This window comes from Gordonia sp. CNJ-863 (assembly GCF_001942325.1).
Classification (GTDB): domain Bacteria; phylum Actinomycetota; class Actinomycetes; order Mycobacteriales; family Mycobacteriaceae; genus Gordonia; species Gordonia alkanivorans.
Map to the genome: position 1 here is coordinate 65878 of NZ_MKKG01000010.1, position 18682 is coordinate 84559.

Consider the following 18682-nt stretch of genomic DNA (forward strand, 5'->3'; position numbering starts at 1 on the left):
CGCTGCTAGCACGTGCAAGCACACAGCTAATCCGGGCGTCGGATCGTGGGCGGATCACCGGGATTCGACGTCAGTGGAAGATCAGCACCGACGTCGTGTGGATGACCAGGCCGGCGAGCGCACCGACCACGGTGCCGTTGATCCGGATGAACTGCAGATCGCGTCCCACCTGCAGTTCGATCTTGCGGCTGGTGTCGTCGGCGTCCCAACCGCGCACGGTCTCGGTGATGACCGAGATGATCTCCTGCGAGTAGTTCGCGGCGATGTGGTGCGCGACCCGCGCGACCCAGCCGTTCATCTTCTCCTGCAGCGGACGGTCGTCGCGAATCCTGGTGGCGAGCTGGATGATCGAGTCCGACAGGGTGTTCCGCAGCGTGCTGTTGGGGTCGTCGAGCATCTGCTCGATGACGGCCTTGCCGGTCTTCCAGGCGGTCGACGCCGCGCCGGTGACCTCGTCGCGACCCACCAGTTCCATCTTGATCGCCTCGAACTTCTCGATCATCTCGGGATCGTTCTGCAGGTCGTCGGCGAACTTCTCCACGAATTCGTGCATGGCCCGGCGCAATTCGTGGTCGGGGTCGGAGCGCACCTTGTAGGTGAACTCGACGAGCTCCCGGTGGATCTTGTCGCCGACGAGTGTGTTGACGAACTTCGGCGTCCACTGCGGGCCGTCGCGGTCGACGAGGCGGTCGATGAGGTCCTGGCTGCCGATCGCCCATTCGTGCGCGCGATCGCACAGCATCTGGAAGACCGGTTCGAGGCGGTCCTCGGCGATGAGCTGTTCCAGGATGCGGCCCGTCGGGGGTGCCCACTGGGGTTCGGCGACCCACTTCAGTGCGGCCTGGATGAGCTGTTCGACGTCCTCGTCGCGGAGCATCTCCGACGCGAGCTGGATCGCGCGCGCCGCTTCGCCGGAGATCCGCGGCGCGTTGCGCGGATCGGCGACCCACGTCGACAACCGTCGCGGCAGATCGATCTGCTGTGCGCGGTAGACGACGACCTCGGGCGTCATGAAGTTCTCTTCGATGAAGCCGCCCAGCTGGTCGCCGATGTCGTCCTTCTTCTTGCGGATCAGGGCGGTGTGCGGGATCGGGATACCCAGCGGATGCCGGAAGAGAGCCGTCACCGCGAACCAGTCGGCCAGCGCGCCGACCATGCCGGCCTCGGATGCGGCCTGCACATAGCCGACCCACGCGGCGACGTCGGCGCCGTCGCGGTGCTCGAGGTAGCGGGTGAAGAGGTAGACCACCGCCGCGAAGACCAGGAAGCCGGTCGCGACCGCCTTCATCCTGCGGAGATCCCTGCGTCGGCCGGCATCCCCGGCGCTGTCCCCTCCGAATCCAGGGGCGGACGGCGCATCGGGCTTGCCCTCGGGCTGCCCGGCGACTCCTTCGATCACTCTCGATGCCATGGCACCAGTGTCACCCATCAACCGACTACGCTGGCGTCGTGATGGCCAACCGCCCCAATCCCGCAGCTGCTGCGCGTGCAGCGATGGCGGCTGCGGCCAACGTGACGCGCGGCCTCGAACAGGTTCTGACCACGGTCACCGAGACCGGCGCCAAACCGGACGGCCGCAAGCAGCGCTGGGAGAAGCACAAGCTCGCCCGACGCACCGAGCTGACCGACGGCGTCATCACCGCTGTCCGCGAGCTCGGCGCCGACGTCGGGATGGACGAGATCGCCGCCCACATCGGTGTCTCCAAGACCGTTCTCTACCGGTACTTCACCGACAAGAGCGACCTCGGGGTCGCGACCACCGTGCGCTTCTTCGAGAACACGATCTGGCCGCGACTGACGGAGGCGCTCTCCGACGACGTCGACGAGTACACGCTCACCCACACGATCATCGGTGTGTACGTCCACGCGGTCGACGACGAACCCAACCTGTACCGCTTCGCACTCGCCAGCTCGCCGACCTCGTCGCCGGCTCCCGCCGACTCGGTACGCCTGGTGTCGCAGCTGGTCATGAGCAGCATCGTGATGCGCATGACCGAGCGCGGCGCGGACACCACCGGCGCCGAGCTGTGGTCGCACGCTCTCGTCGGCGGTATCCAGCACGTCGTCGACTGGTGGATGACCAGCCGCACGCTCGACGCCGACCAGGTCGTCGACTACCTGACGATGATGGTGTGGAGCGCGGTCGTGGGCGTCGCCGCCGTCGACGGCTCGCGCGAGGCCTTCCTCGCCTCTCCCCCGCCGCTGACCGAACCAGCACGCGAGGCGCCGTCCGACGCGACAGGCGGCTCATGAGCCGGGTCGCGCTGGTGACCGGCGGTAGCCGGGGCGTCGGCCAGGGCGTCGCCCGTTCGCTCGTCGACGACGGCTGGACCACCTACGTCACCTCACGTCACGGCACCGGACCGGAGGGCGCCATCGCCCTTGCGTGCGACCACACCGACGACGCCGCGGTGGCCGCGGTGTTCGACGAGATCGCCTCTTCCAGTGGGCAACTCGACCTCCTCGTCAACAACGCGTGGGCGGCGCCGAAGGGATTCGGCGGGTTCTCGGACCCGTTCTGGAAGCGCCCGGTCGACGACTGGGACACCCTGATCGGCGTGGGTCTGCGTGCCCACTACGTGGCCTCGGTGCATGCGGCGCAGCTGATGACCGAGGCCGGTCGGGGTCTGATCACGAACATCTCGTCGTTCGGTTCCCGCGGCCATCTGCATTCGGTGCTGTACGGGATGAGCAAGACGGCGCTGGACAAGATGGCCGCGGACATGGCCGTCGAGCTGAAGGGCACCGGGGTCAGCGCGATCTCGTTGTGGCTGGGCCTGATCCGCACCGAGCTACTGCTGTCGCTCGGCCTCGACGAGTTCGCCGGTTTCTCGCTGCAACGAGCCGAGGACCCGGAGTTCGTGGGTCGCGTGATCTCCCGCCTCGCGCAGGACCCCGACCTCGCCGCGCACAGCGGCCACACCCTCGTCACCGCCGAACTGGGCGCCCGCTACGGGATCGTCAACAACGATGGCACACCACCGGATTCGCATCGCGGCGCATTCGGCGGCGGGCCGCTGTTCCCGCCGGCGATCGAGACCGATCAAGCAGTGGAGCCACGAGAGGACGAGTCATGAGGAACGGTTGGTCCATTCCCGCCGCCGGAGCCCTCCGCGCAGGTGCGGTCGGGCCGATCGCCTCCTTCGACCCCGGATCGACGCCCGGGTTCGACGGTGACAAGATCTCCGGCGCAGAGCTTCTCGTGAAACGCGGTGAGGAGCTGGCCGGCCTCCAGGAGTTGCTGTACGCCAACGGCCGTGCCGGCGACCACCGGTCGGTACTGCTGGTCCTGCAGGGCATGGACACCGCGGGCAAGGGCGGCATCGTCCGGCACGTGGGAGGTCTCCTCGACCCACAGGGGTTGTCCATCAAGGGATTCGGGAAGCCGACGCCGGAAGAGTTGCAGCACGACTTCCTGTGGCGCATCAACAAGGCGCTCCCGCCCGCCGGCCGGATCGGGATCTTCGACCGGTCGCACTACGAGGACGTCCTGCCCGTACGGGTACACAACCTCGTCCCGAAGTCGGAGTGGGAGAAGCGCTACGATCTCATCAACCAGTTCGAGTCCGAACTGGTCGCCAACGGCACCACGATCATCAAGTGCTGCCTGGTGGTGTCCAAGGACGAGCAGAAGGCACGTCTCGCCGAACGTCTCGACCGTCCGGACAAGTACTGGAAGTTCAACCCGGGTGACATCGACGAGCGCGCCCACTGGGACGCCTACCTCGAGGCCTACCAGGACGTTTTCGACCTGACCGACAAGGACTCGGCACCCTGGTTCGTGATCCCCGCGAACCGGAAGTGGTTCGCCCGCCTCGCTGTCTGCGAGCTGCTCACCACCGCACTCGCCGGCCTCGATCTCGACTGGCCGAAAGCGGATTTCGACGTCGAGGCCGAGAAGAAGCGGCTCGCCGCCAGCGACTGAACGTCGCGAAAAGAGCCACTCCCGCGTGAGCGCTTCGTCGCCGCGGGAGGAGTTCCTTTGCGCGGGCGCCAGCCGATAAGCGGGAGGGCAGGGGTACGGCGGGAGGGAAACGGACACGCGGCGGGAAGGCGATGAGATCGGTGGGAGCCGAAATGCGTTTCGGTGCGTCAAAGAAGGATGATGGCCTTCCCAATCGATCAGTACGGTCTCGTCAGGAGAGCCGCAGCGCTCGACGCCGCGATCTCCGACAACGAGCTCGCGGCCGCCGTCCGCCGCCGCGAACTCATACGTCTCGTGCCAGGCGTGTTCGTACCGGCATCGACACAGTTCGTCGGACATGAGGGCGCCCAACGGTTACACCGGTTCAAAGCGATCGCGGTTGCGACCAACTGCGACGCCGGTGCGCAGGCAATGCCGCTGAGTCATGCGTCGGCTGCCGCCGTCCACGGACTCCCACTCCTCAAACCGGACATCGAGTCCGTGCACGTCGTGAACGGGAAGAAGTCGGGTGGATTCATCCAGGGGCACCGCCACGTCCACGCAGCACCATTCGGTGACGACGACATCGTCGAGGTCGACGGCATGCTGGTCACGACCCTCGAACGCACCGCGGTCGATGTCGCAACGAGCGGCACTTTCGCCCAGTCGCTGGCCGCATTCGATCAGGCCCTGCGTACCGGCGCGAACGCCGAAAAGCTCGCACATACCCTGGCGGATCGTCGACGCCGAGGTGTCCGCACCGCCCGACGGGCGTTGCGACTCGCCGACCCCCTGTCCGAGAACGTGGCCGAATCCTGGAGTCGCGCGCAGATGATCGAGGCGGGGTTGCCGATACCGAGACTCCAGCACGAGTTCCGCGGCCGTCGCGGCACCTACTATTCGGACTTCGACTGGGACGAGCGGCTCATCGGCGAGTTCGACGGGATGGTCAAGTACGGCCGGCTGCGCAAACCCGGAACCACCGTCGAAGATGCCGTGATGCGGGAGAAGCGTCGTGAGGATGACCTGCGCGCTCTCGGTGCCATCGTCGTCCGATGGACGTGGACGGATCTCAAGAAGGGTGCGGTGGTGGGGATGCTTCGTCCGTGGCTGGAAAGTCTGAAGCTGCTGTCGTCGAGGACCATTCCCGCGTGACTGTTTCCTTGCCGCCGGCCCGATTCCCTCGCGCTTATCGGCTGGCGCCCGCGGGAGGTAGTCCTCCCCGCGGGAAGGAATCCAGCCCGCGCGGGGGAAACACCCGAGCGCACACACGACGACGCCCCCGCCGGACAGCGGGGGCGTCGTAGTGACTTGCGCGAGTGCTTACTTCGCGGTGGTCGCCTTCTTGGCCGGAGCCTTCTTGGCGGGCGACTTCTTGGCCGGGACCTTCTTCACCGGGGGAACCGACTCGTCCTTGGCCTCGGCGACCTTCTTGGCCGGCGATGCCTGGGCGGTGCGGGCCTTGGCCTCGACAGTGCCTGCGGCGCCGTCGATCTCCTTGGCCGCGTCGTCGGCCTGCTCCTTGATGTCGCCGCCGATCTCTTCGATGGCGACGGCGACGTCCTCGACCTCTTCGCTCACGCGACCGGCCAGCTTGGCGGCGCGCTCACCGACGAGGCGGGTCTGCGAGGACACGACGCCGAGGGCGTCTTCGGTGATGTCGACCGCGTCGTTGTAGACCTTCTCCACACGGGACAGGTTCTCCTGGACGACCGGCTTCTTGCGCAGGCGCTCGAGGGTGGCCTCGCCACGCTCGGCGAGCGTGTTGTAGAAGTCGGTGGCCTTCTCGACGTACGGGTCGGCCAGCTTCTTGAGCTCGTCGGCGGTCAGCTTGCCGCGGAGTTCGTCGATCTCGGTGGGAACTTCCTCGGAGAGCGACTCGATGCGGGTCTTGGCCTCATCGAAGCGGCTCTGAGCCGTCTCGGGCAGGTCGGTGATGAGGGCCTTGGTCTCGGTGTAGCGAGCCTCGAGACGCGTCTGGGCGGTCTCGGCGGCGGCCTCGGTGCGCTCACGGAGCTCGGTGAGCTTCTCGGTGACCTGCGTGAAGGCATAGTCACCGGCGCCGACTGCGGCGTAGAGGGGGGCGTAGTTACGGGTGGTGGTCACGAGTGACTCCTTCTGTTGGCACCAATCGCGCTGCAGCACATGCGGTCTCGCCGATCTCGGCATCATTGCCGGGCGCATGTCGGTTTGTCGTCGGTTCGACCCGATGTCCGGTGTCGCAAGCCGCCATGATCTTCCGGCTCGTCACCGCGCGAGATTAGGGAACCGCGGCGCCATCGGTATTGGTGTTTCCGAAGTCCAGTATCCACGCCGTGCTAGCAAATGCAAGCATTCTGCTAACACCTGTGTCTCAGCTCACCTTTTGCCGGCGAGAACCCGCTCGTACTCATAGAAGCCGTGACCGGCCTTCTTGCCGAGACGGCCCGAGGTGACCATCTGCACCAGCAGCGGGGGCGGCGCGTAGAGCGGCTCGTCGAACTCCTCGTGCATCTTGTCGGCAATGGCCTTGACGGTGTCGAGACCCACCAGGTCGGCGAGCTTCAGCGGCCCCATCGGATGGGCGCAACCGAGCATCATGGCCCTGTCGATGTCCTCGACCGTCGAGAATCTGCTCTCCACCATGCGGATCGCGGAGAGCAGATAGGGAACGAGCAGGGCGTTGACGACGAAGCCCGAGCGGTCGGCGGAACGGATCACCTGCTTGCCGAGGACGTCGTGCGCAAAGGTTTCGGCCCGCGCGGTCACCTCGGGAGCGGTCACCGGCGTGGTGACGAGCTCGACCAGAGGGAGCACGGGTACGGGATTGAAGAAGTGGAGGCCGATCACGCGGGCGGCGCTCTGAGTCGCCGTGGCCAGCTTCATGATCGCGATGGAGGATGTGTTCGACGCGAGGACCGCGTGCGGATCGTCGACGATCTTGTCGAGGTCGGTGAAGATCGCGGTCTTGACGGCCTCGTCCTCGACGACGGCCTCGCAGACCAGCTGACGGTCGGCGAAGTCGTTCAAATCCGAGGTGAAGGTGAGTCGGTCGGCCGCCTGGTCGCGTTCGCGTTCGGTCAGTTTGCCGCTCGACACTCCCCGATCGAGCGAACTCAGGATGCGGGCGCGCCCCGCGGAGAGGAGATCGCGGGTGGATTCGTAGACCAGTACGTCGGCTTGGGCCCGGGCACACACCTCGGCGATCCCGGCGCCCATCTGTCCGGCTCCGACGATGCCGACTCGGGTGATCTTCTGGCTTGTCATGTCAGATCCTCCGGGAAACGCCTATGTGACAACTGATCTCGTAAGAACACGGGTAACTCCCGGGGTACGACCAAAGCCCTTGATACGCCAGCAGGCGGCCCGCAGCGAAAGCCGCGGACCGCCTGAAGGGGTTCGCCAAAGTTCCGGGCAGGCGGAATAGCTCCTAGTGGAACTGGCCCTCTTCGGTCGAGCCCTTGAGAGCTGCGGTCGAGGTGTTCGGGTCGACGGTGGTGGCGATGCTGTCGAAGTACCCGGCGCCGACCTCACGCTGGTGCTTGACGGCGGTGAAGCCACGCTCGTCGGCTGCCTTGAACTCGCGGTTCTGCAGGTCGACGAAGGCGGTCATCTGCTCGCGGGCGTAACCGTAGGCAAGGTCGAACATGCCGTAGTTGAGCGAGTGGAAGCCGGCCAGGGTGATGAACTGGAAGGTGAAGCCCATGGCGCCCAGCTCGTTCTGGAACTTGGCGATGGTGCTGTCGTCGAGGTGCTTGCTCCAGTTGAACGACGGGCTGCAGTTGTAGGACAGCAGCTGGTCGGGGTACTCGGCCTTGACGGCCTCGGCGAACTTGCGAGCCAGCTCGAGATCCGGGGTACCGGTCTCCATCCAGATCATGTCGGCGTACGGAGCGTAGGACTTCGCACGCTCGATGCACGGCTCGATGCCGTTCTTCACGTGGTAGTAGCCCTCGGCGGTGCGCTCACCGGTGACGAACTGCTTGTCGCGGTCGTCCACATCGGAGGTGATGAGGGTCGCGGCCTCGGCGTCGGTACGCGCGATGACGACGGTGGGGACACCGGCGACGTCGGCGGCCAGGCGGGCCGAGTTCAGGGTGCGGATGTGCTGCTGGGTCGGGATGAGCACCTTGCCACCGAGGTGGCCGCACTTCTTCTCCGAGGCGAGCTGATCCTCCCAGTGGGTACCGGCAGCACCCGCGGCGATCATGGCCTTCTGGAGCTCGTAGACGTTGAGAGCGCCACCGAAGCCGGCCTCACCATCGGCGACGATCGGCACGACCCAGTTGTCGACCGAGTCGTCACCCTCGACGCGGGCGATCTCGTCGGCGCGGAGCAGCGCGTTGTTGATGCGACGAACAACGTTGGGAACCGAGTTCGCCGGGTACAGCGACTGGTCGGGGTAGGTGTGGCCGGACAGGTTGGCGTCACCGGCGACCTGCCAACCCGACAGGTACACGGCCTTCAGGCCGGCGCGGACCTGCTGCACGGCCTGGTTGCCGGTGAGGGCGCCGAGAGCGTTGATGTAGGAACCGTCACCCTTGGTCACGCCGTCCCACAGGATCTCGGCGCCACGGCGGGCGAGGGTGTGCTCCTCGACGACCGAACCCTGGAGCTGAGCGACCTGCTCGGCGGTGTAGTCGCGCTTGATGCCCTTCCAGCGGGGGTTGGTGTCCCAGTCCTGCTGGATCTCCGCGGCGGTGCGGGGCTTTCCGACGTTGCTCATTGGCTACTTCGCTTTCGTTGTCCTGCTCGTCCCGACCGGGTCGGATCGGGGCGACCGGCCCGGCGCGCCGCCGAGGCCTGGAGTGCTGACCGGCATCCCTCGTGAACCCCGAGAGCTTTACACTCGCGCGTCCGGCGGCGGTGTCGGCCGGATTTGCGAACTCTTGGGCTTCCGTCTGTGGTGCCTGCAGCAAGGGTGCCACAGGACAAACCCGCAGGTCCAACCCTCAGCGAGTGCAAATCCGGGTTATTTTTTGACGAGGGTTTGCAAATTCTGCAAATCTTGTCGTGTGAAAACCCCCGCGGTCCGTCGAAAAAAGTACGCGCGTACTGGGATTTCCTACTCAGGAGTACAGCACACTCCCCGGCCGCGATGCGAGGTATCGAGGAGACCGCGCTCGGCGCAGACCGGGCACGGAGTGACGACATTCACACCGCGCAGACGGCCGGATGAGCCCTTCGAGGGGCTCGATCAGGGGACGGTGACGCGGCCGATCGCGTCGCCGAAGAGCTCCGCCATGGCAGCGGAGTCGACCGGTTCGGTCGGGTCCGTGGGCGGATCGGCGGCCGGGGTCGCAGCGCCCGACACCGTCAGCTGGACGGTGACCGGACCCGACGCCGGTCGGTCCAGGGCGGCGTATCCGGCGAAGCCGACCTGGCGTCGGACCCCGCCGTCGGGAAGCGTGGTGGTGACCTCGGACCGCGTCAGCAGCATCTGCTCGCCTGCACCGAGCCCGCCGTCGATCTCGGGTGGCGCGATCTCGGTGTACTCGGTGACGACGCGACTGCCGGCGAGGTTACCGGTGGTGATCTCGGTGGTCGTGCGCGCACAGCGTCCGGTGGTGGCGAGCCGGTCCGCGTCGATGTCGCGCCGCGCCTTCGTGACCAGCTCGACGAGCACCCCGCTGCCACCTCGACCGGCGAGGACCGCCGAGTTGTCCGCGGTCAGCTCTCCGTTGAGGTCCGCGTCGGCGGTCGGGACGCAGTACTCAGGGGTGACGCGGGTGGTGCGCGCGGCGTCGATACCCGCCCGGTTCCCGGCGACCAGGTCGCTGACGGACAGCGCCTCGGCGGCGAATCCCGGCGGCAGGTCGGATGTCGGGAGCAGCAGGTCGGACGGTGTGCGCGGCGCAGGCGCCCCGGCCGACCCGGTCGAGCACCCGACGCTCGCGATCATCCCGGTCACCAGCACGAACGTCGCGGCCGTCACCCGCATCGGGGTGCGGAGTCGGCCGTGGGGTGAGCGCACGCGGCCACCGTACCCTGAAGGGGATCATCGATCTGGCATCCCCTGTTCCGGAGGTGACGAGTGAGCAGGACCTACGTCGGATCTCGGCTGCGCCAGTTGCGCTCCGAGCGCGGACTGTCGCAGGTGGCCCTCGCACAGACGCTGTCGATCTCCGCGTCGTATCTCAACCAGATCGAGCACGACGCCCGACCGCTCACGACCTCGGTGCTGCGCAAGATCACCGAGGCGTTCGGCGTGGACGCCGGGTTCTTCGACTCCCAGGACGACCTCCGACTCGTCGCCGAACTGCGTGAGGTGCTGCTCGACGACGACATCGAGGCCGCGCCGGGCGCGCATGACGCCTCGCAGATCAGCACGATGGTCGCTGCACATCCGGAGATCGCGCAGGCGATGGTCAACCTCCACCGGCGCTACCGGATCGCGACCGACCAGCTCGCCGCGGCCACCGACGAACGCGGCGACCGCAGCATGCGCGGCACGATCAGTGCGCCGCACGAGGAGGTGCGCGACTACTTCTATCAGCGCCGCAACTACATCCACGAGCTCGACATCGCCGCCGAGGAGATGACGAACCGGATGCGCATGCACTCCGCGGACATCCGGCGCGAGATCATGAACCGCATCGAGAACGTGCACGGGATCAGCATCGTGCGCCGCGTCGACCTCGGCGACTACACCCTGCATCGCCTGAACGCCGAGGAGCGCAGGCTCGAGTTCTCCGCCGCCCTCTCCGCCGGACAGCGAACCTTCAAACTCGCCAGCGAGCTCTGCTACCTCGAGTACCACGACCTGCTCGACGAACTCGTCGACCAGGGCAACTTCACCAGCGAGGACGCCCGATCGCTGGCGCTGCTCGGACTGGCGAACTACTTCGCCGCGGCCGTCGTCCTCCCTTACAGCCAGTTCCACGGCGCCGCAGAGGATTTCCGCTACGACATCGAGCGACTGTCGGCGTTCTACGCGGTCTCCTACGAGACGATCTGCCACCGGCTCTCGACCCTGCAACGCCCCAACCTGCGCGGCATCCCCTGGTCGTTCGTGCGCGTCGACCGTGCCGGGAACATGTCGAAACGTCAGTCCGCCACCGGTTTCCACTTCTCCTCCAGTGGCGGCACCTGCCCGCTGTGGAACGTCTACGAGACATTCGCCTCGCCGGGCAAGATCCTCACCCAGATCGCCGAGATGCCCGACGGCCGCAACTACTTCTGGGTCGCACGGACCGTCGAACGACGGGCGGCGCGTTACGGACAACCCGGCAAGACCTTCGCCATCGGCATGGGATGCGAACTCCGCCATGCCGGCCGGGTGATCTACTCCGACGGCCTCGAGATCGGCCCGCAGGCGCACGTGACCCCGATCGGTGCGGGTTGCCGGGTCTGCGAGCGCACCAACTGTGCGCAGCGTGCGTTCCCGGCGCTGGGTGCGACGCTGCGCGTGAACGAGCACTCCTCCACGGTGTCGCCGTACATGGCGATCACCGAGACCCGGTGACGATCAGCGACATTCGTTCGTGGCGGGGATTCCCTGAAGTCGACGGTCGAGCCAGGTGGCCACGTCCGGGAACGAGGTGAACACCGCGGTGATGTGCTCGATCGGGTACTCGCGGTAGCTCGCGGTCGCACCGAGCTCGCACTGTTCCTCGAACAGTGCCCGCGCCTGGGCCGCGGGAATCCACCATTCATAGGCCCCGTGGTAGATGAACAGGGGCATCGTCGCCTTCTGCCCCGACATCGAGGTGACGTCGAAGATGTGCTCGGCGACCGGTGTATGGAACGGGTCGGGGTCGACCGAGAGCAACTGTGTGGGCATGTGGGAGATACCCAGTTTGCCCATGTCGCCGGTACACAGATCGCGCAAGGGGGACGTCGCGAGCCAGCGCGCGGCGTGGTTCGACATCTCCAGGATCTCGGGACGCTCCCGAGCCACGCCCAGCATCGCGGAGTGGTAGACCCCGGAGGCCAGGTTGGCGTTCATCGCGCCGGCCAGGGCCCGGTAGTCCGCCGGCACACCGCCGATGGCCGCGCCGACGAACCGTCCCGCCTGATCGGGCGCGTAGGAGGAGGCGAGTCTCGAGGCGGCATTGGTCGCGATCGCGCCGCCGGAGTACCCGTTCATGACGATCGGACCCCGGCCGAACTCTTTCGGGTCCAGCTTCGCGGCGGCCCGAACGGAATCGAGGACGACATGAGCGCCCACATACGGTTCGGCGTAGGCCATCCGGGCGCCGGTGTGGTCGGGCACGATCACCGCATATCCGCGGTCGAGCGCCAACTGCGTCAGCGGGGGGAACAGGTCGGTGCTGTTGGTGTCGTCGTTGTACCCGTGGGAGAACGTGTACCCCGGCGTACAGGTGGTTCCCAGTGCGACGATCGGCGTGTTGTTGATGACGACCGGTCGCGGCCCCGGACCCGTCCACTGCTTTCGCGGGACGAACAGGGTCGCCGTACCGAACAGCGGTCCGCCGGTGGCATCGGTGGTGCGGAACTTGACCTGCCGAGCCGAGCGCAAGGGCACCGTGACGAGAAAGCCGGCCACCGGAGTCACGTCCCGGGTCGCGATCAGGTCGCCGGGCTTGCGTCCGGCGAGGTCGGCGGGCCAGTGATCGAAGAATCGGTCGCCCACCGGCGACGGCATGACCGCCTCACGTAGTTCCTGCAGCTCACGGGAACCGCCTTCGATCCTCGACCGCTGCGGGATGCGCTTGAGTTTCTTGATCGGGGGCGGCGGCACCACCGCGTCGATCTCGCCCGGGATGTTCGGCTGGATGGCGGTCAGGTTCGGGGGCTCGGCACTCGCCACGGCGCCCGTCCCCACTCCCCGAGACCGGAGACCAGCGTGGCCGTGGCGACGCCGACGATCACCAACGCGCGCAGCGTCCGTGGTCGCCACCTGCCCATCGAACGCATCACCAACACTCCTGTCATGCGGGCGATTCCGGGTCAGCTCACCCCCGATGGTCAGCCCGACTCGCTCCTCCGGTCCGGATTCCGTCATGCTAAACGGCCGCACGGACTTCGGCAGGACACACCCTTGTTCACGCCGGAAAATCCGATCGTCCGGCTCATTGTGGATCACGGTTCGATCTCGAAGAAACGACCATCGGGGCGCCGGACATCGACACCTGGTCGCTCGTCCTAGTGTCGACCGCAGTGAGACGACGATGCACTCACACGCTGCGGAGGCACCCGATGGCGACAACCGCGAACGGTCGACGACACCGGAACGGTCGCCGGGCGCTGATCGTGGGGATCGCCGCCGGGTTGGTGGCTGCGTGGTGTGCTGTTGCACCGGGGTACGCCGCCGGCGAACCACCGAACATGATGCCGGTCCCGCCGCCGGTGGCCGATGCACTCGACGCGGCCGTGCCACCTCCTCCGATCCCGCGCCTGCGGGACATACCACCACGGGCACGGGCAGCCGGATTCGACCACCGCACACTGGAGTTGCGGGAGGCTCTGCTCCCTTCGCCCACCGGGGATCCGCTGTTCGACCGTTGGCCCGCGGATCTGCCGGCGCTGCGGCCGGGGCAGGTCATCGCGGTCCGCGACGTCACCGCCACCGCGGGCCCGGTCGTCACCGTTCCCCTCCGGTCGGCCACCCTGATCAAGTTCGCCACCACCGACGCGACCGGCGCCCCGATCTTCGGCACCGCGACACTGCTCATCCCCAACCGGCCGACCCGCGGACCCCGCCCCCTGCTGGTCAACAACCTCCCCATCGACTCGCTCGGCGCCGCCTGCACACCCGGATACACTCTGGCGCACGGCTTCTCGATCGCGACGAACCTCACCGACCTGATCCCGCCGACCACCCAGCTCGCCCTGAACGACGGTCACGCAGTCCTCGTCCCCGACCACCAGGGGCCGCGGATGGCGTACGCCGAGCCCGTGCTCGCCGGGCACGTCGTTCTCGATGCGATCCGAGCCGGACTGTCAGTGCGCCCGGAAACGCTGCGGCACAGCAGGATCGCGATGACAGGCTACTCGGGTGGGGCGATCGCGACGCACGGGGCGTCGAAGCTGGTCGGCGAGTACGCACCCGAACTGTCCGACCGGATCGTCGGCGCCGCCCTCGGCGGGGTGCCCGCGGATTTCCGGATGCTCGTCGGCAGCATGAACGCGAATCTGGCCTCCGGGCTGTTCCACGCGGCGACCTTCGGCATCGCCCGCGAACGCACCGAGATCCTCGCGCTCGCCAATCGCCCCGCGCGGTGGCTGGCCACGTCACCGTTGAAGAACGTCTGCGTCATCCCCGAAGCACTGGGCGGCGGGACCTTCATGCCGATGCAGCTGATGTCGAATGACCCCGATCCGTTCCACTCGCCCGTCGCCGAGCGCATCTACCGGCTCACCGCGATGGCCGACCGGAAATCGGTGGTGCCCTTGCTGATCTACCACGGCACCCACGAGTGGTGGATTCCCGCGGCGGGCGCACGTGCGCTGTACCGGCAGCAGTGCGGATACGGCGCCACCGCCGCCTACCGGGAGATCTTCGGCGAACACCTCACCGGCGCGATCCTGGGTTTCCCGGTCGCGCTGGAATGGCTGAACGAGCGGCTCGCCGGCCGCCCGGCCCCGAACGAATGCACGCGGCGCCCGGCCGGGTGAGGCCGAGCGCCGCGTGACGGGTCGGGAGTGGATCAGTAGACGAGGACGCGCAGGTTCTCGGCGACGCATGCGGGCTTGGACTCGCCCTCGATCTCGACCGTGTTCGTCACGACCATGTTGACGCCCTTGGGGGTCTCCTCGATCGAGGTGATCACCGCGTTGGAGCGGATGCGGGCGCCGACCTTCACCGGGTTCGGGAAGCGCAGTTTGTTCATGCCGTAGTTGAGGACCAGTTTGGGGCCGTCGATCGTGAAGATCTGGCCGGCGAGCATCGGCAACAGCGACACGGTGAGGTAGCCGTGGGCGATCGTGGTGCCGAACGGACCCGACTTCGCGCGCTCGGGATCGGTGTGGATCCACTGGTGGTCACCGGTGGCGTCGGCGAATGCATCGATCCGCTCCTGCGTGATCTCCAGCCACTCGCCCGATCCGAGGTCTTCGCCGATCGCGGCCTTGAGTTCCTCGACACTGGTGAACGTCCGTGTGCTGTTCGTCATAGTGGCCGTAGTCTACCGTGGCCCCATGAGCGCACCGCGAGTCACACCGGGTGGTCTCCGAGATCTCGGACCCTTCAATTTCGTCTTCGCGCGTGGGGCTGCACGGGTCATCGGAGTAGACGACGCCCACATCTTCTCCACGCTCGGCCGGGCGAAGGGACTGTTCCGCGGCTGGCTGCATTACAGCGGCCGGTTGATGCCCTTCGGGACATTGCCGCGCAAGGACTCCGAGATGATCATCATCCGGGTGGCCCATCTCCGCGGCTGCGACTACGAACTCGACCATCACCGCCGGTTGGGGCGCCGGGCCGGTATCGATGACGCCGAGTTCGAGCGCATCCTCTCCGGCCCCGACGCCGGGTGGGGCGACCGCGAGCGGGCCATCCTCCGCGCGGTCGACGAACTGGTCGACACCAAGGACGTCTCCGACATCGCCTGGGCCGCTTTGGCGCGGCATCTCGACAATCGCCGCCTGATCGAGTTCACCCTGCTCGTAGGCCAGTACGACAGCCTGGCCACGACGATCCACACGCTCCGCATCCAGCGCGATCATCACACCTGACGGTCACCCCTGACGAGGGATGAGCGATGGAGTCGATCAGCCAGCGCCTGATGCGCAACGCCGCGTTCGCCGAGATCTACGAGAACCTCTGGCGACCGACGTTCACGAGGTTGTTCAGTCTCGGTGGGCGTGCCACCGAGGACTACGACCGTGCACTCCGGGCCTACCTGTCCCGCCCCGGTGACCGACTCGTCCTCGACGTGGCCTGCGGCCCAGGCAATTACACGCGACTCATCGCCGACGGCCTGACCGGCGACGGGCGCTGCATCGGGATCGACTTCTCCGCCCCGATGCTCGCCCGCGCGGCCCGCACCAACGCCGTCGACCGCGCCGCCTTCCTCCGCGCCGACGCCCACTCGATCCCGTTCGAGGACAACACCTTCGACGTCGTCACCTGCCTGGCCGCCCTGTATCTCATCCCCGACCCGCTCCCCGTCGTCGACGAACTGGTGCGGGTCACCAGGCCGGGCGGCGAGATCGTCATCTTCACCTCCGTCGCGACCGTGGTGACCTCCCTTCCGGGCGTCCAGCGGGTCGTCGGACTGACCGGCTTCCGCATCTTCGACGAGGACACGATCACCGACCGCCTGCGCGCCGCGGGCGCGGTGGGCATCGAGCAGACGATCACCGGCCACGGACAGTACGTGCTGGCCGTGAAACCGGGGTCCATGAGCACTTCAGGGGATTTACAGTAAAGTCCTCCTCGAAATAGGGAGGTTAGGTATGACTAACGAAACTACGTCCGGGGATCTGCTGCCGTTCGGCCAGCGCAAGACCGCGGACATGCCGGGCCACTGGCTCCTCGCCCGACTCGGCAAACGAGTCCTGCGGCCGGGCGGACTCGAACTCACCGAGAGCCTGCTCGACGACGCCCGCATCAGCGGCGCCGACGTCCTCGAGATCGCCCCCGGCCTGGGCAAGACGGCCACCGCGATCCTCGAGCGTTCGCCGAAGAGCTACGTCGGCGTCGACGACGACCCGGACGCCGTCGTCCTCACCAAGGGCGTCATCGGTGAGCGCGGTCGGGTCGTCGCGGGCGACGCCTCGGCCACCGGACTCGACGACGCGAGCACCGACGTCGCCGTCGGCGAGGCGATGCTGACGATGCAGTCCGACCGAAACAAGGCCAAGATCGTCGAGGAGGCCTTCCGTGTGCTGCGTCCCGGCGGCCGCTACGCGATCCATGAGCTCGCGATCAATCCCGACACCCTCCCCGACGAGGAGAAGACCGAGATCCGCAAGTCGCTGGCGCGATCGATCAAGGTCAACGCCCGCCCGCTGACCGAGGCCGAGTGGCGCAAGCTGCTGACCGACGCCGGCTTCGAGGTCACCACGGTCAAGTTCGCCAAGATGGCGCTGCTCGAGCCGCGTCGCGTGATCGCCGACGAGGGACTCCTCGGCGCACTGAAGTTCGTCGGCAACGTGATCCGCGACGGCGATGCACGCAAGCGCGTCCTCGCCATGCGTTCGACGTTCACCAAGTACAAGTCGCACATGGCCGCCATCGAGGTCATCGCGACCAAGCCGGAGACCACGAAATGAGCGACTCGACCGTGATCACCGGCCTGACCGAGAACACCGGCAAGGCGGGCGACCGGCCCGACATCTCCGTTCTCTCCCGCAACGACGGCGGCAACGTCATCCGCCTGTCGTTCCTGTCCGGGCAGACGATGCCCGACCATCGCGCCGGCCGGCCGATACTGGTCATCGGCCAGACCGGCGAGATCGACTTCACCGTCGGGGAGACCACCACCCGCCTCGAGGCGGGCGTCGCGATCCACGTGAACGCCAACATCCCGCATGCGCTCGAAGCGCGGACCGATGCGGTCGTCACACTGGTCGTGTTGGAGAATCCCACCGGAGAGCAACCCTCCGGGGACTGAGAGCAGGCGTGGGGCGCGTCGAGATCGAGAGGACCAACCATGGCGGCCAAGCAGCGCGACAAGATCATCGCCCTGCTGTCCGAATCGGTCGAACCGATGGTCGCCGGAGAGGTCTCGACGCGCCTCGACCTGCACGTGACCACGGCCCGGTTCCACCTCGCCAAGCTGATCGAGGAGGGGCGGGTCGAGACCACGACCGTTCCGACGCCGGGCGTCGGCCGCCCCCGCGTCGGCTATCAGGTGGTCCGCCAGGCGCCCACCGGTGCACTCCTGGGCCATCTCCTGGGCCAGTTGGGCAGCACGCAGGCCACGCGTGAACATGCCGGAGCCGAGGCCGGTCGCCTCTGGGCCGAGGAGCATGCGCGCCCGGTGTCGGCGACCGATCTGCCCGACCCGGTGACCGTCGCCGCGGAGACTCTCGGCGCGCTGGGATTCCAGGTCTCGAACATCATGAGCGCCTTCGGCTCTCACGAGCTGCGGCTCTGCTCGTGCCCGTTGCGGGACGTCGCCCGTACGCATCCCGAGGTCGCCCGCGGCGTCGCCCGCGGCGTCATCGAGCAGGCGCTCGCCGCCAGCTCCCCCGCGCTCAGTTCGCAGTATGCCGTCACCGTCGCCCCCGACCCCGCCGGTGGCGACTGCGAGATCGTGCTGCGCCTGGCCCCGTTGCGGCGCAGTACAACCCGCCTTGAAGCCCCACTCAGGTGAGGCTTGCCTTAATTAATTTGAAGGATTAAGTTTCTCCAAAGGCGTTGGCGAACGACCACCGCCACACAGGAGGGACCCACGTCATGCATCTCATCCGCAGGATGACCATCACGCTGCTCGCGACGCTCGTGGCCGTCGTCGGGCTCGTCGCGGCCACCGGCGGTGCCTCGGCCGCCAAGACCTTCCCACCGGACTTCAAGGTCACCACCGACCGCCCGACGCTCGCCGACCTCAACGACATCGTCGAGTTCCTGGTCGAGACCCCGGCGTCGGATCAGGCCAAGGCCGCCAACGTGGAGGGCGGGATGAATGCCGTGATCGTCCCCAAGACCGTCTACTCGCTCGGCCTCTTCCGCGCGCCGCGCGGCTGGAACGAGGTGACCGGTCCGCTGGTTCAGAAGGGCAACAGCGCCACCGCCACGCTCAACAGCGGCTCCGCCGGACGTCCCACGATCCGCATGACCATCGAGTTCAAGAAGCTCGACGGCAACTGGAAGCTCGCGGCCGGCTCGCTGTGCCAGGGCGTCAAGACCGTCGGCCTGAACATCTACTGCAACGCCTAGTAGCCGTG

Annotated in this window: 18 protein-coding genes and 1 pseudogene; 12 read left to right on the forward strand and 7 right to left on the reverse strand. The window is 67.3% G+C overall.

All coding sequences use genetic code 11. The features are described from left to right. Window positions 1-70: 70 nt before the first annotated feature. On the reverse strand, window positions 71-1411 hold the full coding sequence (locus tag BJF87_RS05665; protein WP_006358337.1) for a DUF445 domain-containing protein: 1341 nt from the start codon (window positions 1409-1411) through the stop codon (window positions 71-73). A gap of 41 nt (window positions 1412-1452) precedes the next feature. Here BJF87_RS05665 and BJF87_RS05670 point away from each other — a divergent pair, with 41 nt between their 5' ends. The 4 genes from BJF87_RS05670 (at window position 1453) to BJF87_RS05685 (ending at window position 5059) form a co-directional block, all read left to right on the forward strand. Next, window positions 1453-2253: a TetR/AcrR family transcriptional regulator gene (locus BJF87_RS05670; protein ID WP_187346472.1), complete on the forward strand. Its 801-nt coding sequence runs from the start codon at window positions 1453-1455 to the stop codon at window positions 2251-2253. Beyond that, window positions 2250-3077, forward strand: a complete 828-nt coding sequence (locus BJF87_RS05675; protein WP_006358335.1) for an SDR family NAD(P)-dependent oxidoreductase — start codon at window positions 2250-2252, stop codon at window positions 3075-3077. The genes BJF87_RS05670 and BJF87_RS05675 overlap by 4 nt, the downstream gene beginning before the upstream one ends. After that, a complete protein-coding gene (locus BJF87_RS05680) occupies window positions 3074-3925 on the forward strand; it encodes a polyphosphate kinase 2 family protein (RefSeq protein WP_006358334.1) in 852 nt (283 codons plus the stop codon). The genes BJF87_RS05675 and BJF87_RS05680 overlap by 4 nt, the downstream gene beginning before the upstream one ends. 180 nt (window positions 3926-4105) lie before the next feature. Next, complete coding sequence (locus BJF87_RS05685; RefSeq protein WP_035752124.1) at window positions 4106-5059, forward strand: hypothetical protein; 954 nt, start codon at window positions 4106-4108, stop codon at window positions 5057-5059. A gap of 168 nt (window positions 5060-5227) precedes the next feature. Here BJF87_RS05685 and BJF87_RS05690 read toward each other — a convergent pair whose 3' ends face one another. The 4 genes from BJF87_RS05690 to BJF87_RS05705 form a co-directional block, all read right to left on the reverse strand. After that, window positions 5228-6010, reverse strand: a complete 783-nt coding sequence (locus BJF87_RS05690) for a hypothetical protein (protein WP_006358332.1) — start codon at window positions 6008-6010, stop codon at window positions 5228-5230. A 252-nt stretch (window positions 6011-6262) separates the two neighbouring features. Next, window positions 6263-7150 carry a 3-hydroxybutyryl-CoA dehydrogenase gene (locus BJF87_RS05695; protein ID WP_006358331.1) on the reverse strand — a complete coding sequence of 296 codons (888 nt, stop codon included), beginning with the start codon at window positions 7148-7150 and terminating at the stop codon, window positions 6263-6265. A 163-nt stretch (window positions 7151-7313) separates the two neighbouring features. Continuing rightward, a complete protein-coding gene (gene aceA, locus BJF87_RS05700; RefSeq protein WP_005200301.1) occupies window positions 7314-8609 on the reverse strand; it encodes an isocitrate lyase in 1296 nt (431 codons plus the stop codon). A gap of 471 nt (window positions 8610-9080) precedes the next feature. After that, window positions 9081-9824, reverse strand: a complete 744-nt coding sequence (locus BJF87_RS05705; protein ID WP_006358330.1) for a hypothetical protein — start codon at window positions 9822-9824, stop codon at window positions 9081-9083. A gap of 93 nt (window positions 9825-9917) precedes the next feature. Here BJF87_RS05705 and ramB point away from each other — a divergent pair, with 93 nt between their 5' ends. Beyond that, window positions 9918-11348 carry an acetate metabolism transcriptional regulator RamB gene (gene ramB, locus BJF87_RS05710; protein ID WP_006358329.1) on the forward strand — a complete coding sequence of 477 codons (1431 nt, stop codon included), beginning with the start codon at window positions 9918-9920 and terminating at the stop codon, window positions 11346-11348. A gap of 3 nt (window positions 11349-11351) precedes the next feature. Here the strand turns inward: ramB and BJF87_RS05715 are convergent. Further along, a pseudogene (locus tag BJF87_RS05715) lies at window positions 11352-12763 on the reverse strand (lipase family protein). 411 nt (window positions 12764-13174) lie between these two features. Between BJF87_RS05715 and BJF87_RS05720 the strand changes: the two are divergent. Next, entirely contained in the window at window positions 13175-14464 is a 1290-nt protein-coding gene (locus BJF87_RS05720; RefSeq protein WP_035752127.1) for a lipase family protein, read from the forward strand. A gap of 32 nt (window positions 14465-14496) precedes the next feature. Here BJF87_RS05720 and BJF87_RS05725 read toward each other — a convergent pair whose 3' ends face one another. Next, window positions 14497-14961, reverse strand: coding sequence for a MaoC family dehydratase (locus BJF87_RS05725; protein WP_006358325.1), 465 nt, complete (start codon window positions 14959-14961; stop codon window positions 14497-14499). A gap of 25 nt (window positions 14962-14986) precedes the next feature. Between BJF87_RS05725 and BJF87_RS05730 the strand changes: the two genes are divergently transcribed. The 6 genes from BJF87_RS05730 (at window position 14987) to BJF87_RS05755 (ending at window position 18674) form a co-directional block, all read left to right on the forward strand. Beyond that, window positions 14987-15523 carry a carboxymuconolactone decarboxylase family protein gene (locus tag BJF87_RS05730; RefSeq protein WP_035752040.1) on the forward strand — a complete coding sequence of 179 codons (537 nt, stop codon included), beginning with the start codon at window positions 14987-14989 and terminating at the stop codon, window positions 15521-15523. Between the two features lie 26 nt (window positions 15524-15549). Then, window positions 15550-16218, forward strand: coding sequence for a class I SAM-dependent methyltransferase (locus tag BJF87_RS05735; RefSeq protein ID WP_006358323.1), 669 nt, complete (start codon window positions 15550-15552; stop codon window positions 16216-16218). A gap of 28 nt (window positions 16219-16246) precedes the next feature. Next, on the forward strand, window positions 16247-17065 hold the full coding sequence (locus tag BJF87_RS05740; RefSeq protein ID WP_006358322.1) for a class I SAM-dependent methyltransferase: 819 nt from the start codon (window positions 16247-16249) through the stop codon (window positions 17063-17065). Next, a complete protein-coding gene (locus BJF87_RS05745; RefSeq protein ID WP_006358321.1) occupies window positions 17062-17406 on the forward strand; it encodes a cupin domain-containing protein in 345 nt (114 codons plus the stop codon). The genes BJF87_RS05740 and BJF87_RS05745 overlap by 4 nt, the downstream gene beginning before the upstream one ends. A gap of 39 nt (window positions 17407-17445) precedes the next feature. After that, entirely contained in the window at window positions 17446-18111 is a 666-nt protein-coding gene (locus BJF87_RS05750; protein ID WP_006358320.1) for a metalloregulator ArsR/SmtB family transcription factor, read from the forward strand. 83 nt (window positions 18112-18194) lie between these two features. Next, entirely contained in the window at window positions 18195-18674 is a 480-nt protein-coding gene (locus tag BJF87_RS05755; RefSeq protein WP_006358319.1) for a hypothetical protein, read from the forward strand. Window positions 18675-18682: the final 8 nt, after the last annotated feature.

Bases quoted from the DNA above. Each gene is read 5' to 3' on its own strand.
- BJF87_RS05665 (WP_006358337.1), bottom strand. From the start codon at position 1,411: ATGGCATCGAGAGTGATCGAAGGAGTCGCCGGGCAGCCCGAGGGCAAG.
- BJF87_RS05670 (WP_187346472.1), top strand. From the start codon at position 1,453: ATGGCCAACCGCCCCAATCCCGCAGCTGCTGCGCGTGCAGCGATGGCG.
- BJF87_RS05675 (WP_006358335.1), top strand. From the start codon at position 2,250: ATGAGCCGGGTCGCGCTGGTGACCGGCGGTAGCCGGGGCGTCGGCCAG.
- BJF87_RS05680 (WP_006358334.1), top strand. From the start codon at position 3,074: ATGAGGAACGGTTGGTCCATTCCCGCCGCCGGAGCCCTCCGCGCAGGT.
- BJF87_RS05685 (WP_035752124.1), top strand. From the start codon at position 4,106: ATGGCCTTCCCAATCGATCAGTACGGTCTCGTCAGGAGAGCCGCAGCG.
- BJF87_RS05695 (WP_006358331.1), bottom strand. From the start codon at position 7,150: ATGACAAGCCAGAAGATCACCCGAGTCGGCATCGTCGGAGCCGGACAG.
- aceA (WP_005200301.1), bottom strand. From the start codon at position 8,609: ATGAGCAACGTCGGAAAGCCCCGCACCGCCGCGGAGATCCAGCAGGAC.
- BJF87_RS05705 (WP_006358330.1), bottom strand. From the start codon at position 9,824: ATGCGGGTGACGGCCGCGACGTTCGTGCTGGTGACCGGGATGATCGCG.
- BJF87_RS05720 (WP_035752127.1), top strand. From the start codon at position 13,175: ATGATGCCGGTCCCGCCGCCGGTGGCCGATGCACTCGACGCGGCCGTG.
- BJF87_RS05725 (WP_006358325.1), bottom strand. From the start codon at position 14,961: ATGACGAACAGCACACGGACGTTCACCAGTGTCGAGGAACTCAAGGCC.
- BJF87_RS05730 (WP_035752040.1), top strand. From the start codon at position 14,987: ATGAGCGCACCGCGAGTCACACCGGGTGGTCTCCGAGATCTCGGACCC.
- BJF87_RS05735 (WP_006358323.1), top strand. From the start codon at position 15,550: ATGGAGTCGATCAGCCAGCGCCTGATGCGCAACGCCGCGTTCGCCGAG.
- BJF87_RS05740 (WP_006358322.1), top strand. From the start codon at position 16,247: ATGACTAACGAAACTACGTCCGGGGATCTGCTGCCGTTCGGCCAGCGC.
- BJF87_RS05745 (WP_006358321.1), top strand. From the start codon at position 17,062: ATGAGCGACTCGACCGTGATCACCGGCCTGACCGAGAACACCGGCAAG.
- BJF87_RS05750 (WP_006358320.1), top strand. From the start codon at position 17,446: ATGGCGGCCAAGCAGCGCGACAAGATCATCGCCCTGCTGTCCGAATCG.
- BJF87_RS05755 (WP_006358319.1), top strand. From the start codon at position 18,195: ATGCATCTCATCCGCAGGATGACCATCACGCTGCTCGCGACGCTCGTG.